This is a genomic window from Rhizobium sp. YAF28 (genome assembly GCF_052113285.1).
Lineage (GTDB): Bacteria > Pseudomonadota > Alphaproteobacteria > Rhizobiales > Rhizobiaceae > Rhizobium.
Genome location: NZ_JBFRCX010000001.1, coordinates 717,906 through 732,170, shown reverse-complemented (window position 1 = coordinate 732,170; position 14,265 = coordinate 717,906). Strand labels below are relative to the sequence as shown.

General features: G+C 60.9%; 15 protein-coding genes and 1 tRNA gene. 7 read left to right on the top strand and 9 right to left on the bottom strand.

Annotated elements, in window-relative coordinates:
* Positions 1 to 57: 57 nt before the first annotated feature.
* The 5 genes from gcvT to AB4Z13_RS03775 all read left to right on the top strand — a co-directional run bounded on the left by gcvT (position 58) and on the right by AB4Z13_RS03775 (position 5,193).
* Positions 58 to 1,194: a glycine cleavage system aminomethyltransferase GcvT gene (gcvT, locus tag AB4Z13_RS03795; protein ID WP_442205851.1), complete on the top strand. Its 1,137-nt coding sequence runs from the start codon at positions 58 to 60 to the stop codon at positions 1,192 to 1,194.
* A 24-nt stretch (positions 1,195 to 1,218) separates the two neighbouring features.
* Positions 1,219 to 1,581, top strand: a complete 363-nt coding sequence (gene gcvH / locus AB4Z13_RS03790; RefSeq protein WP_113325599.1) for a glycine cleavage system protein GcvH — start codon at positions 1,219 to 1,221, stop codon at positions 1,579 to 1,581.
* Positions 1,581 to 4,445, top strand: coding sequence for an aminomethyl-transferring glycine dehydrogenase (gene gcvP / locus AB4Z13_RS03785; RefSeq protein ID WP_442205850.1), 2,865 nt, complete (start codon positions 1,581 to 1,583; stop codon positions 4,443 to 4,445). The genes gcvH and gcvP overlap by 1 nt, the downstream gene beginning before the upstream one ends.
* A gap of 129 nt (positions 4,446 to 4,574) precedes the next feature.
* Positions 4,575 to 4,820 (top strand): DUF982 domain-containing protein, encoded by a 246-nt coding sequence (locus AB4Z13_RS03780; protein ID WP_442205922.1) that lies wholly within the window; start codon positions 4,575 to 4,577, stop codon positions 4,818 to 4,820.
* Between the two features lie 297 nt (positions 4,821 to 5,117).
* A tRNA-Thr gene (locus tag AB4Z13_RS03775) sits at positions 5,118 to 5,193 on the top strand.
* Positions 5,194 to 5,245: 52 nt separating this feature from the next.
* On the opposite strand, the gene AB4Z13_RS03770 is transcribed toward AB4Z13_RS03775, so the two are convergent.
* The gene (locus AB4Z13_RS03770) at positions 5,246 to 6,214 is read right to left on the bottom strand and encodes an SDR family NAD(P)-dependent oxidoreductase (RefSeq protein ID WP_442205849.1); all 969 of its coding nucleotides are present in this window, start codon (positions 6,212 to 6,214) and stop codon (positions 5,246 to 5,248) included.
* A 134-nt stretch (positions 6,215 to 6,348) separates the two neighbouring features.
* On the opposite strand from AB4Z13_RS03770, the gene AB4Z13_RS03765 reads away from it, so the two are divergent.
* Positions 6,349 to 6,933 (top strand): TetR/AcrR family transcriptional regulator, encoded by a 585-nt coding sequence (locus AB4Z13_RS03765; protein WP_439015072.1) that lies wholly within the window; start codon positions 6,349 to 6,351, stop codon positions 6,931 to 6,933.
* A 124-nt stretch (positions 6,934 to 7,057) separates the two neighbouring features.
* Positions 7,058 to 7,363, top strand: a complete 306-nt coding sequence (locus AB4Z13_RS03760) for a flagellar basal body protein (RefSeq protein WP_310388179.1) — start codon at positions 7,058 to 7,060, stop codon at positions 7,361 to 7,363.
* 11 nt (positions 7,364 to 7,374) lie between these two features.
* Here the strand turns inward: AB4Z13_RS03760 and AB4Z13_RS03755 are convergent, their stop codons facing one another.
* From AB4Z13_RS03755 to sufB, 8 genes are all read right to left on the bottom strand, one after another.
* A complete protein-coding gene (locus AB4Z13_RS03755; RefSeq protein ID WP_113325604.1) occupies positions 7,375 to 7,995 on the bottom strand; it encodes a LysE family translocator in 621 nt (206 codons plus the stop codon).
* 206 nt (positions 7,996 to 8,201) lie between these two features.
* Positions 8,202 to 8,597: a Fe-S cluster assembly scaffold SufA gene (gene sufA, locus AB4Z13_RS03750; protein ID WP_113325605.1), complete on the bottom strand. Its 396-nt coding sequence runs from the start codon at positions 8,595 to 8,597 to the stop codon at positions 8,202 to 8,204.
* 76 nt (positions 8,598 to 8,673) lie between these two features.
* Positions 8,674 to 9,048, bottom strand: a complete 375-nt coding sequence (locus AB4Z13_RS03745) for an SUF system Fe-S cluster assembly protein (protein ID WP_113325606.1) — start codon at positions 9,046 to 9,048, stop codon at positions 8,674 to 8,676.
* A gap of 10 nt (positions 9,049 to 9,058) precedes the next feature.
* Positions 9,059 to 10,300 carry a cysteine desulfurase gene (locus tag AB4Z13_RS03740; RefSeq protein ID WP_112968179.1) on the bottom strand — a complete coding sequence of 414 codons (1,242 nt, stop codon included), beginning with the start codon at positions 10,298 to 10,300 and terminating at the stop codon, positions 9,059 to 9,061.
* Positions 10,301 to 10,312: 12 nt separating this feature from the next.
* Complete coding sequence (sufD, locus tag AB4Z13_RS03735) at positions 10,313 to 11,587, bottom strand: Fe-S cluster assembly protein SufD (RefSeq protein ID WP_442205848.1); 1,275 nt, start codon at positions 11,585 to 11,587, stop codon at positions 10,313 to 10,315.
* Between the two features lie 23 nt (positions 11,588 to 11,610).
* Positions 11,611 to 12,366, bottom strand: coding sequence for a Fe-S cluster assembly ATPase SufC (gene sufC / locus AB4Z13_RS03730; RefSeq protein ID WP_439015074.1), 756 nt, complete (start codon positions 12,364 to 12,366; stop codon positions 11,611 to 11,613).
* Between the two features lie 80 nt (positions 12,367 to 12,446).
* A complete protein-coding gene (locus AB4Z13_RS03725) occupies positions 12,447 to 12,692 on the bottom strand; it encodes a hypothetical protein (protein ID WP_439015075.1) in 246 nt (81 codons plus the stop codon).
* Position 12,693: 1 nt separating this feature from the next.
* Positions 12,694 to 14,163 carry a Fe-S cluster assembly protein SufB gene (gene sufB, locus AB4Z13_RS03720; RefSeq protein WP_310388190.1) on the bottom strand — a complete coding sequence of 490 codons (1,470 nt, stop codon included), beginning with the start codon at positions 14,161 to 14,163 and terminating at the stop codon, positions 12,694 to 12,696.
* Positions 14,164 to 14,265: the final 102 nt, after the last annotated feature.

The following is a 14,265-nucleotide window of genomic DNA, read 5'->3' as shown; positions in this document are numbered from 1 at the left end:
CGCCTTCAGTTTTGAGCCCGCGCCCGGAATATCCGGCGCAAACCCCGGAGGCGTCGTTTGGACGATACTGCTGCCCTCAAGAAAACCCCGCTACACGCGCTGCACCTGTCGCTCGGCGCCCGCATGGTGCCTTTCGCAGGCTATGACATGCCGGTGCAATATCCGGCCGGTGTCATGAAGGAACACCTGCAGACCCGTACCGCCGCCGGTCTTTTCGATGTCTCCCATATGGGCCAGCTCATCATCAAGGCGAAGTCCGGCAAGTATGAGGATGTGGCGCTTGCGCTCGAAAGCCTCGTGCCCGTCGATATTCTCGGTCTTGCCGAAGGACGCCAGCGCTACGGTTTTTTCACGGATGAGAATGGCGGTATCCTCGACGACCTGATGATCGCCCATCTCGACGACCACCTCTTCGTCGTCGTCAACGCCGCCTGCAAGGAGCAAGACATCGCGCACCTGCAGAAGCATCTTTCCGACACCTGCGAGATCACCGTCCTCGACCGCGCCCTGATCGCACTGCAGGGCCCGCGCGCCGTCGAAGCGCTGGCTGAACTCTGGGCAGATGTCGCCGCCATGAGGTTCATGGACGTGCGTCACTGCCGCTTGCACGACGTTTCCTGTCTCGTCTCGCGTTCTGGCTATTCCGGCGAGGACGGCTTTGAAATCTCCATTCCCACCGACAAGGCCGTGGATGTCACCAACCGGTTGCTCGAGCATCCCGATGTCGAGCCGATCGGCCTTGGCGCCCGCGACTCGCTGCGCCTCGAAGCCGGCCTCTGCCTCTATGGCAACGACATCGACACGACCACCTCGCCGGTCGAGGCGGCCATCGAATGGGGCATGCAGAAGGCCCGCCGCACCGGCGGTGCGCGCGCCGGCGGTTTCCCGGGTGCAGATCGCATTCTCGGCGAGCTGGACAAGGGTGTGGCCCGCAAGCGCGTCGGCCTGAAGCCTGAGGGCAAGGCGCCGGTGCGTAGCCATGCCAAGCTCTATGCCGATGCCGAGGGCAAGACCGAGATCGGCGAAGTCACCTCGGGTGGTTTCGGCCCCTCGGTCGAAGGCCCCGTCGCCATGGGCTATGTTCCGGTCTCCCATGCCGCAGCCGGCACGCAAGTCTATGCAGAAGTGCGTGGCAAGTATCTGCCTGTCACCGTTTCCGCCCTTCCCTTCATCACGCCGACCTACAAACGCTGACCCCTATTGCGAGAGGATTTTTCCATGCTGAAATTTACTGCTGAACATGAATGGCTGAAGCTCGAAGGCGATGTCGCGACCGTCGGCATCACCACCTACGCTGTCGAGCAGCTCGGCGACCTCGTTTTCGTGGAATTGCCTGAAGTCGGCGCTACCTTCTCCAAGGATGGCAATGCTGCGACAGTCGAATCCGTCAAGGCGGCTTCGGATGTCTACTGCCCGCTCGATGGCGAGATCGTCGAGGTTAATCCGGCCATCGTTGCCGACCCGTCGCTCGTCAATTCCGATCCGCAGGGTGCTGGCTGGTTCTTCAAGCTCAAGCTCACGAACCTTGCCGATGCCGATGGCCTGCTCGATGAAGCGGCTTATAAGGAGCTGACTGCGTAATGACGACGCCTACCGAATTCCAGTTCACCGACTATCAGCCCTATGACTTCGCCAATCGTCGTCATATCGGCCCCTCGCCGTCTGAAATGTCGGATATGCTTGGCGTTATCGGCTACAAGAGCCTCGATGCGCTGATCGACGCCACCGTGCCGCCCGCCATTCGCCAGAAGGCGCCGCTCGTCTGGGGCGCGCCGATGACGGAGCGCGAAGCGCTCGACAAGCTGCGCGAAACCGCCAACAAGAACAAGGTCCTGACCTCGCTGATCGGCCAGGGCTATTACGGCACGATCACGCCGCCGGTGATCCAGCGCAACATCCTGGAAAACCCTGCCTGGTACACGGCCTACACGCCCTACCAGCCGGAGATTTCGCAAGGACGCCTCGAAGCGCTCCTGAATTACCAGACCATGATCTGCGACCTGACCGGCCTCAACGTCGCCAACGCCTCGCTGCTCGATGAAGCGACGGCCGCTGCCGAAGGCATGGCCATGGCCGAGCGCGTTTCCAAGTCGAAGGCCAAGGCGTTCTTCGTCGATGCCGACTGCCATCCGCAGACGATCGAGCTGATCAAGACCCGCGCCGAGCCGCTCGGTTGGTCTGTCATCGTCGGCAACCCCTTCATCGATCTCGATCCGGTCGATGTCTTCGGCGCGATCTTCCAGTATCCGGGCACGCACGGTCATGTGTGGGATTTCACCGGCCTGATCTCCCGCCTGCACCAGACGGGCGCGATCGCCGTCGTTGCCGCCGATATCCTGTCGCTGACGCTTCTGAAGTCGCCGGGTGAAATGGGTGCCGATATCGCCATTGGTTCCTCGCAGCGCTTTGGCGTTCCGGTCGGCTACGGTGGCCCGCATGCCGCCTATATGTCGGTCAAGGACGCCATCAAGCGCTCCATGCCCGGCCGTCTCGTCGGCGTTTCCGTCGATGCCCGCGGCAACCGTGCCTATCGCCTGTCGCTGCAGACGCGCGAACAGCATATCCGCCGCGAGAAGGCGACGTCGAACATCTGCACCGCGCAGGTCCTGCTCGCCGTCATGGCCTCCATGTATGCCGTCTTCCATGGTCCCAAGGGTATCAAGGCGATTGCCCAGCAGGTCCACCAAAAGGCAGTGCTGATGGCCAAGGGCCTGGAAAAGCTCGGCTACAAGGTCGAGCCGGATACCTTCTTCGACACGATCACCGTCGATGTCGGCCACATGCAGGGCCTCATCCTGCGCGCAGCCGTCGCCGAAGGCGTCAACCTTCGCAAGGTCGGCCAGACGAAGATCGGCATGTCGCTCGACGAACGCACCCGCCCGGCAACGCTGGAAGCCGTCTGGCGCGCCTTCGGCGGCAATTTCCAGATTGCCGATTTCGAGCCGTCCTATCGCCTGCCGAAGGATTTGCTGCGCACCAGCGAATACCTGACACACCCGATCTTCCACATGAACCGCGCCGAAAGCGAAATGACCCGCTACATCCGCCGGCTCTCGGACCGCGATCTGGCGCTCGACCGCTCGATGATCCCGCTCGGCTCCTGCACGATGAAGCTGAATGCCACGGCCGAAATGCTGCCGATCACCTGGCCGGAATTTTCCGACATCCATCCTTTCGTGCCGGCCGACCAGGCGCTCGGCTATCGCGAAATGATCGATGACCTGACGGAAAAGCTCTGCGCTGTCACCGGCTACGACGCTTTCTCCATGCAGCCGAATTCCGGCGCGCAGGGCGAATATGCGGGTCTTCTGACTATTCGCAATTACCACATTGCGAACGGCCAAGGTCACCGCGACGTCTGCCTGATCCCGACCTCGGCGCATGGCACCAACCCGGCTTCGGCCCAGATGGTCGGCATGAAGGTCGTGGTCGTCAAGGTCCGTGAAAACGGCGATATCGACCTCGACGATTTCCGCGCCAAGGCGGAGCAGTATGCGGATAATCTCTCCTGCTGCATGATCACCTATCCGTCGACGCATGGCGTGTTCGAGGAAACCGTCAAGGAAATCTGCGACCTCGTGCATCAGCACGGCGGTCAGGTCTATCTCGACGGCGCCAACATGAACGCCATGGTCGGTCTGTCTCGCCCTGGTGACATCGGCTCCGACGTCTCGCACCTCAACCTGCACAAGACGTTCTGCATCCCACATGGCGGCGGCGGTCCGGGCATGGGCCCAATCGGCGTCAAGTCGCATCTGGCGCCTCATCTGCCCGGCCATCCGGAAACGGACGGCCGTTCGGGTGCGGTCTCCGCAGCAGCTTTCGGCTCGGCCTCCATCCTGCCGATCTCCTGGAGCTACTGCCTGATGATGGGCGGCGAAGGCCTGACGCAGGCGACGAAGGTTGCGATCCTCAACGCCAACTATATCGCGGCTCGTCTGAAGGGCGCTTACGACGTGCTCTACAAGTCGGCTGCCGGCCGTGTGGCGCATGAATGCATCATCGACACCCGCCCGCTGGTCGACAGCTGCGGCGTGACCGTCGATGACGTCGCCAAGCGCCTGATCGACTGCGGCTTCCATGCACCGACCATGAGCTGGCCGGTTGCCGGCACGCTGATGATCGAGCCGACGGAATCCGAGACCAAGGCCGAACTCGACCGCTTCTGCGAAGCGATGCTGGCGATCCGTCAGGAAGCCCGCGACATCGAAGAGGGACGTTCGGACAAGCTGAACAACCCGTTGAAGAACGCTCCGCATACGGTCGAAGACCTTGTCGGCGAATGGGATCGCCCCTATTCGCGCGAACAGGCCTGCTTCCCGCCCGGTGCCTTCCGCGTGGACAAGTACTGGTCGCCGGTCAACCGCGTCGACAACGTCTATGGCGACCGCAACCTGATCTGCACCTGCCCCCCGGTTGAGGCCTACGCAGAGGCAGCTGAATAGCAGTCAGGCCAGACGCCCAGCGTTGAGCAATCCAAGCCCCTTCCATCATGGGAGGGGCTTTCCTAATTCTGATAGAGAATGCGCGAAGAAAGGCCACAACAAATGCCCCAGGATCAAAGCGAAGCCAGAATGCAGGCGCCATGGTCGAAGCCTGTACTCCTCGCCCTCGAAGAGCCCGACCAATACGTGACCATCGATAATACCCAGGCTGCCTCCTGGGCGATGATCGAGGACTGGCCGACGGAAGATGGCGCCGCACTCGACCAGGCGCTGCTGATCTGCGCCGACGTCATCAAGGGCAAGCGCACCGGCGAGGATGCACGCAAGGCATTCATCGCCGCCGCAGTCGAAGCGGGCCTCGATATCAAGGCCTGAACGGCGGCGATTGGCAAGGAGCTGCGGAGACGGATGATGCGCAGCTATGCATTCCTGACGATGAAGGACAGCCGCCAGACTTTTTCGGGACTTTCATCCGCACTAGTGAACCATTTTCGGTTCTCTGCGTAACTATCGTTGCTGGACGCTGCAAAACCAGCAGGGAGAAGGGTCGCCTGCCCCTGTACCGGGCACCCTTCTCCTGTATCGCCTTACGCACCGGGTTAACCTTACTCTCTAACCGTCGATCGAAACTCCGTTCGCCTGCGAACGTAATTTCTGGCACAAAGACACTACGCCCCTCGTAGCTCAACGTAAGAGCAGCTGTCTGGTTTGCAGCCGATCCAGGTTCAATTCCTCGGCAGGGGCACCAGTTTCCCAGTCCCCCTGCTTTCTATCTGCGTCGAAGCGGGACGATTTGCGGCTTAGAAGCGCTCGCCAACCAGCTCTTCGCTCTTGGCCCACAATGCCTTGGCCGTCTCGGGATTTAGCGCGTAGGAACGCACCCCCTCGGAAATCGGGCTGATCTCGGCATCCGTCACTTCGGAGACGTGGCAATTCTCGCAATATCTGCCGCCGACCGCATCTGCCGGGGCGACGAAACCTGCCCAGACGGAGGTAGCCGCACCTTGGGGAATCGTCTTCCACTGGAAGGGCGGTTTGCCCTCGGCGGCGAGTGCCGCATTGATCTGCGCCATTATGCCTTCGATCATGCCGGGGTCGAGATGACGGCCGAGCTCGGTCTGGATGCCGCCGGGATGCAGTGCCGTTGCACGGATGCCGCGCTCGCCAAGACGCCGGTCGAGCTCCACCGCGAACAGGATATTTGCGGTCTTCGACTGGGCATAGGCTGCCCAGGGCTCATAGGTCTTGCTCTCGAAATTGAGGTCGTCGAGGCTGAAGGGCGCCATGCGATGGCCCGAGGATGCGACGATCACCACGCGGCCGCCGGATTTGACGATTGACGCGATGCGGTTGACCAGCACGAAATGACCGAGATGGTTGGTGCCGAACTGCGTTTCGAAACCATCGGCGGTGTGGCCGAAGGGAGCGGCCATCACGCCGGCATTGGCAATGACGACATCGAAGGGGCGGCCATCCGCAATGAGCGCATCGGCGCAGGCGCGCACGCTTGCCAGAGAGGCAAGATCGAGCTCGACGATATCGAGGCTGCCGCCATTGGCAGCATCCGCGCGCACGACTTCCGTTGCCGCCCTCGCCTTTTCAATGTCACGTGCCGTGCCCACCACCTGCGCCCCGTGGGCTGCCAGCACGCGTGCGGTTTCCACGCCGAGGCCAGCCGAAACACCCGTCACCAGCACGCGCTTGCCCTTGAGATCGACGCCGGCGAGCACCTCGTCGGTGGTCGATCTCGCGCCAAAAAGTCCACTCATGATTATCTCCTTGATCATGGACGCACCGCTCCGGACTGGTGAACCATTGCCCACCGGCCTCAAATGGAATAAAAAGAGGATGCCTCCAGATAAATACGGAGGGCGCCTCCGCTTATCAAGGGGACTTCTCGTAAATGGCCGAAAAAAGTGACGGGTCCACCGTCCGAAAGCCGCGTGCGGATGCCGAACGCAACCGCCTTCTGTTGATGGAAACGGCAAAGACCGTATTTGCCGAAAAGGGTTCCAGCGCCAGCCTGGAGGAAATCGCCCGCATTGCCGGCGTCGGCATCGGTACGCTCTATCGTCATTTCCCGACGCGCGATGCACTGGTTTCCGCCATCTACCGCAATGAGACGGCGCAGCTTGCCGCTGCCGCCAAAAGCCTCGCCGAAACGCATCCGCCTGTCGAAGCGCTCCGCCTGTGGCTTGTCCAGTTCGTCGACTATGTGGTGACGAAACATGGCATGTCGGAAGTGCTGGATTCGCTTGTTGGCGGCACCTCCGAGCTCTATGCGGATTCTGCCGATTTGATTATCGGTGCCGTCAATCTGCTGGTGGAGCGCGCAGTCGCCACCGGAGAAATCCGTCTGGCGATGGACCCTCTCGACATTTTGCGCGCGCTGGCGGGCGGCGCAAGCATCAGCTGCGGCCCGGCTTGGCGGAATGCAGCAAGGCAACTCATCGATATCCTGATTGCGGGTATGAAAGCCGGTCGCTGAGGCTGTCGTGCCATTCCGGCACAGCCGTCCCAGATCCCCTCGCCTTTCGCTAACCGAAGCCGTTCAGCATTCCCTAAATCCTTGTCGGTAAAACGCTGGATGTCCGGAAATAGGGAAACGGTCGATGAGCATTTCTGCAATTACGCATACGGCTCTCTCGGGAATGCTGGCGCAGTCGACGCGCGCCAGTGCGATCGCCAACAATGTCGCCAATGCGAGCACGCCAGGTTATGGCCGGCTGAACACCAGCTTCCAGTCCGTCGAACCTTCAGGCGTGCAGGCAAGCGTCACCGAGACGGATCAGGGCGTGGATTTCGCGACCGAGCTGACCGACCTCGTCGGGACCGAACAGAGCTACAAGGCAAACGCATCAGTCTTCGAGACCGGGGCCGATCTCTGGGATGTGCTGATGAGCATCAAGCGCGATTAAAGCGCCCTTCGCTATACGATCGAATAAGCCACCGAACCGAGCGCCACCGCGCCGAAGGCGATCAGCATATAGCTCGTCGCTCGGCCGACCTTCGCCGTGAAATCGGCCGAGAGCCGGTCTCTTGCAAGGCTGACCGCGCCACTGAGGCAAAACCACCAGAGGAGCGACCCCAGGAAGACGCCCGAGACGATCATCGCCGAGCTGAAGCGGCGCGTCTCTTCGGTCAGGCCGAGGCCGGCAAACAGCGCCCCGAAGGAGAGGATCGTCGCCGGATTGGAGATGGTCAGCAGGAAGGTCGAGATGGTCGTGTGCAGGAAGTCGGCCGCATCGATCTTCGCAGCCTTTATCTTTCCTTTGTTCTTCAGTCCCCGCCAGCCGAGCCAGAGCAGCATCAGCCCGCCGCCGAGCGCCAGCGGAATAGTGGCTGTCGACATGGCCTCGGAGAAAACAGCAATCCCGGTCACCGCGACCAGCGCGTAGCTCGCGTCACCCAGCGCCGTCCCCAGCCCGCCGGAAAAACCGTACCAGAACCCCTTCTCGAGGCTTCTGTTGATGCAGAGCGTTCCGATCGGCCCGAGCGGCGCGGTGATGATGACGCCCAGCAGGGCGCCCTTCAGGAACAGAAAGAGCATTGTCCGCTTCGTTTCTTCTTGGTCGCTTGTCGGTCTCGGACAGGCTCATAAAAATCAAAAGGCCGCCAATTATGGCGGCCATCAGGCAATTTCAATGAAAAATTGCTTAGCATGTCGCGCAAAAGTGTGCAGCGGTTTTGCGATAACGATATGCGCAAAACAAAGACTTAAAGCACGTCACGCGATCGGAAAGATCGCGACACGCTTTAATGCTGAGCCGGAACCACGGCATCGCCGCGTGCGGCAAGCGCTGCCAGATCGGCGGGCTTCAGCTCGACGGACTCACCGCAGCCGCAGGCCGATGTCTGGTTCGGATTGGTGAAGATGAAGCCGGAACGTAGCGTCGTCGTTTCGAAGCCGAGTTCGGTGCCGAGCAGGTAGAGAACGGCTGACGGCTCGATCCAGACCTTGGCACCGTCACGCTCGATCAGGTCGTCCTTGGCATTGGCCTCCATCACCAGGTTGATGGTATATTCCATCCCGGCGCAGCCGCCTTTCTTGATACCGACACGAATGCCCTTGGCATCCGGTCCACCGTTGCCAACGATCGCCTTCACGCGTTCTGCGGCAGCTTCCGTCATGCTCATTACTGCAAAGCCCATGGGCTCAATCTCCTTCCGCAACCGGGGTCAAGATCCGGTGCTTCATGATTCAATGTAAGGCGATCACCTTAATCGATCAATACCAGCCGACAGCGACCTGCGCCTCTTCGGACATGCGCTCCGGCGTCCACGGCGGATCGAAGGTCATGGCGACCTCGACGCCCGAAACGCCTTCAACAGCGCCGACGGCATTTTCCACCCATCCCGGCATTTCGCCGGCAACCGGGCAGCCGGGGGCCGTCAGCGTCATCATGATCTTCACCATGCGGTCGTCTTCGATGTCGATCTTGTAGATGAGGCCGAGCTCGAAGATGTCTGCTGGAATTTCCGGGTCATAGACGGTCTTGAGAGCGCCGATCACGTCGTCGCTGAGACGCGCCAGCTCCGCTTCGGGAATGCTGGAATGCACGATGCCTTCGCGTACGTCGATCTTCTCTTCATTCAGGCTCATGGCTTCTTCCTCAAGCAAAGAACTTGCGCGCATAGTCGAGCGCATCTGCGAGCGCATCCACCTCGGCGCGGGTATTATACATGCCGAAGGATGCACGGCATGTGGAGGTCACGCCGAAGCGTTTCAAGAGCGGCATGGCGCAATGCGTGCCAGCGCGAACGGCAACACCCTGGCGGTCGATCACCATCGAGACGTCATGGGCATGAATGCCCGCCAACTCGAAGGAGAAGATGGCGCCCTTGCCGGGCGCATTGCCGAAGACGCGCAGCGAATTGACCGCCTTGAGCCGCTCCTCGGCATAGGCAGTCAGATCCGCCTCGTGGGCCGCGATATTCTCGCGGCCGATCTTGTCCATATAGTCGAGCGCATAACCAAGCCCGATCGCCTGCACGATCGGCGGCGTGCCAGCCTCGAAACGGTGCGGCGGATCATTATAGGTGACGATATCCTCGCTCACCTCGAAGATCATCTCGCCACCACCCTGGAAGGGCCGCATCTCCTTCAGCCGGTCCTTCTTGCCGTAGAGCACGCCGATGCCCGACGGGCCATAGAGCTTGTGACCGGTCATGACGTACCAGTCGCAATCGATATCCTGCACGTCGACGGGCAGATGCACGGCACCCTGCGAACCGTCGATCAGCACCGGAATGCCGCGCTCATGGGCAATGCGGCAGACTTCCTTGACCGGAACGATGGTGCCGAGCGCATTCGACATATGGGTGATTGCGACGAGCTTGGTCTTGTCGGTCAAGCTCTTCTCGAAATCCTCGATATGGAAGGCGCCCTCGTCATCGACAGGAACCCAGACGAGCTTCGCGCCCTGCCGTTCGCGGATGAAATGCCAGGGCACGATGTTGGAGTGGTGCTCCATGATCGTCAGCACGATCTCATCGCCCTCGCCGATCTTGGGCATGCCCCAACCGTAGGCGACGGTGTTGATCGCCTCGGTCGAGTTCTTGGTGAAGACGATGTCATCAACCGAAGGCGCGTTCAGGAAGCGGCGAACCTTTTCGCGCGCCGCTTCATAGGCTTCAGTTGCGGCATTCGACAGGTAGTGAAGGCCGCGATGCACATTGGCGTATTCGTGGCTGTAGGCATGCGAGATCGCATCGATCACCGCCTGCGGCTTCTGTGCGGAGGCGCCGTTGTCCAGATAGACCAGCGGCTTGCCATGCACCTTCTCCGCAAGGATCGGGAAATCCCTGCGGATGGCTTCGACATCATAGGCGGTTGCCGGCACGATCTTGTCCATGGCGATATCCGATCAGGCGTGCTTTTCCAGCCAGGCCGAAATGACGCCTTCCAGCGCCTCGACCAGGGCTTCGTCTTCCAATTCCTCGACGATCTCGGCAACGAAGGCGTTGACGAGCATCGCGCGCGCCTTGTTCTCCGGAATGCCGCGGGCCATCAGGTAGTAGAGATGGTTGTGGTCGATATCGGCAACCGTCGCACCATGGCCGCACTGCACGTCATCGGCGAAGATTTCGAGCTCGGGCTTGACCGAGAATTCGGCATCGTCGGACATCAGCAGCGTGTTGCAGGCCATCTTGGCGTCGGTCTTCTGGGCATCGGGCGCGACCCGGATCATGCCCTGGAAGACGCCCTTGGCGCGATCGAAGACGACGTTGCGGATCACTTCCGTCGAGCCGGTGTGCGGCACGTCGTGGCCAAGCACCATCGTTACGTCCGTGTGCGTCTCGGCGCCGAGCAGATTGATGCCGCGCAGCGTCAGATCGGCGCCCTCGCCCGTCACCTTGATATTCAGCTCCTGGCGCACCAGCTTGCCGCCGGCATTGATGACGAAGAGCTTCAACTTGGCGTCAGCGCCGAGATCGACGCGGATCTGGCCGAGATGCGTATCCTCAGTCCCCTGCTGCTGCAGGATGATCCAGGTCAGTTCCGTGCCCTGCCCGACCGTGATGTCACTGACATGCGACACGAGTGCGGCATTGTCGGTCACCGACTGGTGACGCTCGATGACGACACCCTTCACATTGGCGCCGAAGGCAACCGGTAGGCGGGTATGAATGTCGCCGCCGGCATGCACGAACTGGATTTCCAGCGGCTCTTCGAGCTCGGTGCCATCAGGCACGTCGATCACATAGCCGTCCTTGACGAAGCTGCCGTTGATGCGGCCGACCGCATCGTCGCGGCTGAGCGCGTCGAGATTGGCGGCGGCCGAACCGTCGGTCAGCTTTTCGGAATAGACCGAAACCGAAAGATCGCCGGCAGAAGCCTTGTGGACAGGCTTGCCCTGGATCACGGCAAGAACCGGAGAGCCGTCAACCAGCGGCTCCAGCGCTTCCGAGCCGGCGTCACCCGCCTGGGCCGGAATGTTGCGCAGCAGGTTCTTCAGGTCCGTATAGTGCCAGGCTTCGACGCGGCGCGTCGGCAGGCCTTCCCTCTTCAGGTCGTCGAGCAGCCGGTCGCGGAGCGCAGTGACCGCGCCATTGCCCGGCAGTTCGCCGATCTGCTGGTTGAACGCTTCGATCAGCGCCGCTTCGGCCACGGTCAGGCGGCTCGTCGTTTGCATGTTCATGGACGTCGTCCTTTCCGCCACGCTCAGGCTGCGGCGCCGATGATGTCGGCGTAACCGTTGGCTTCCAGCTCATGGGCCAGCGTCTTGTCGCCGGACTTGATGACCTGGCCCTTGTAGAGAACGTGCACGGTATCCGGCACGATATAGTCGAGCAGGCGCTGGTAGTGGGTAATGACGATAACGGCGCGATCTGGCGAACGCAGCGCGTTGACCCCATCGGCCACGACCTTCAGGGCGTCGATGTCGAGGCCGGAGTCGGTTTCGTCGAGCACGCAAAGCTTCGGCTCAAGCAGCGCCATCTGCAGGATTTCGGCGCGCTTCTTTTCGCCGCCGGAGAAGCCAACGTTCAGCGGGCGCTTCAGCATCTCGGTGTTGATCTGCAGCTTGGCCGCAGCGTCCTTGACCCGGCGCATGAAGTCCGGCGTCGTCAGCTCGTCTTCGCCGCGTGCCTTGCGCTGCTCGTTCATCGCCACCTTCAGGAACTGCATGGTGGCGACACCAGGAATTTCGACTGGATACTGGAAGGCCAGGAAGATGCCCTTGGAGGCGCGCTCGGACGGATCGAGCTCGAGGATGCTCTCGCCATTATAGAGAATGTCGCCCTCGGTGACTTCGTAATCGCTGCGGCCGGACAGCACATAGGAGAGCGTCGACTTGCCGGAGCCGTTCGGGCCCATGATGGCGGCAACTTCGCCGGCCTTCACCGTGAGGTTCAGGCCACGGATGATCTCGGTGCCATCTTCGGCGATGCGGGCATGAAGGTTCTTGATTTCAAGCATCTTTGGTTCCTGCGTTTGGTCTGCGTAGCTCATCGGAGCCTCGCGCAATTTCTAAGACATCTGCATAATTGTGCTCGGCGCTACCGCCAGAAGAAACGAATGACACGGAGAAACGCGACCGTTATGAGCCAAGGCCCTTCGAGAAATTCCGGGATATCCGGAAACATCTTTGCCGATTTTTCCATGCGCTGCCGGAGAAACATATAGGGCTGCTCCGGCGGCACTGCTGTCTCGTATCTTTGCTCGCGGGGGCCTATCTTCGACAGGATCTCTCCGCGCATATTCGTCAGGCGTTCAAGAATTCGCTTCTTGTCCGCCTCGCTCATGTCAGCCGACGCTGCCTTCGAGCGAGATGCTGATCAGCTTCTGCGCCTCGACGGCGAATTCCATCGGCAGTTCCTGCAGAACTTCCTTGACGAAGCCGTTGACAATCAGCGCGATCGCAGCCTCGGTCGGAATGCCGCGCTGCAGGCAGTAGAACAGCTGGTCTTCGGAGATCTTCGAGGTGGTCGCCTCGTGCTCGAACTGCGCCGTCGAATTCTTCGCCTCGATATAAGGCACCGTATGGGCGCCGCACTTGTCACCGATCAAGAGCGAGTCGCACTGGGTGAAGTTGCGTGCGTTCGAGGCCTTGCGATGGGCCGAAACCTGGCCGCGATAGGTGTTCTGCGAAACGCCGGCGGCAATGCCCTTGGAGACGATGCGGCTCGACGTGTTCTTGCCGAGATGGATCATCTTGGTGCCGCTGTCGATCTGCTGATGACCGTTGGAAACGGCGATCGAGTAGAATTCGCCTCTGGAGTCATCGCCACGCAGGATGCAGGACGGATACTTCCAGGTAATCGCCGAACCGGTTTCGACCTGCGTCCAGGAGATCTTCGAACGGTCGCCACGGCAATCGCCGCGCTTCGTGACGAAGTTGTAGATGCCGCCCTTGCCGTTCTTGTCGCCCGGATACCAGTTCTGGACGGTGGAATATTTGATCTCGGCATCATCGAGTGCGATCAGCTCGACCACGGCGGCGTGCAGCTGGTTTTCATCGCGCTGCGGCGCGGTGCAGCCTTCGAGGTAGGAGACGTAAGCGCCTTCCTCGGCAATGATCAGCGTGCGCTCGAACTGGCCGGTGTTCTTCTCGTTGATGCGGAAGTAGGTGGAAAGCTCCATTGGGCAACGCACGCCCTTCGGCACGAAGACGAAGGAACCGTCGGTGAAGACGGCCGAGTTCAGCGTCGCATAGTAGTTATCGGTCGTCGGAACGACGGAGCCGAGATACTTGCGCACGAGATCCGGCTGCTCGCGGATGGCTTCCGAGATCGACATGAAGATCACGCCGGCCTTCTTCAGCTCTTCCTTGAAGGTCGTGACGACGGAGACAGAGTCGAACACCGCATCGACCGCGATCTTCGGCTTCTGCACGCCGGCCAGGATTTCCTGTTCCTTCAGCGGAATGCCGAGCTTCTCGTAGACCTTGAGGATTTCAGGATCGACGTCTTCGATCGACTTCGGACCCGGCGTGCTCTTCGGCGCCGCGTAATAGTGGATCTCGTTGAAATCGATCTTCGGGTAGTCGACGCGCGCCCATGTGGGCTCGTCCATAGTCAGCCAGCGCTTGTAGGCTTCGAGGCGCCATTCGAGCATCCATTCCGGCTCCTGCTTCTTGGTGGAAATCAGGCGGATGATGTCTTCGGAAAGGCCCTTGGGTGCCTTGTCCATTTCGATGACGGTTTCGAAGCCGTATTTATACTGGTCCACGTCGATTTCGCGGACGCGATCGACTGTTTCCTGGACAGCAGGCATGTCACTCTCCAATCTCGCCGGATAAAAGGTCCGGCAGCTTGTCAGTGGGGCAATTACTTACCCCTGATGTAAGTGGCCAAAAGGGACTTTTCAGCCCTGTTG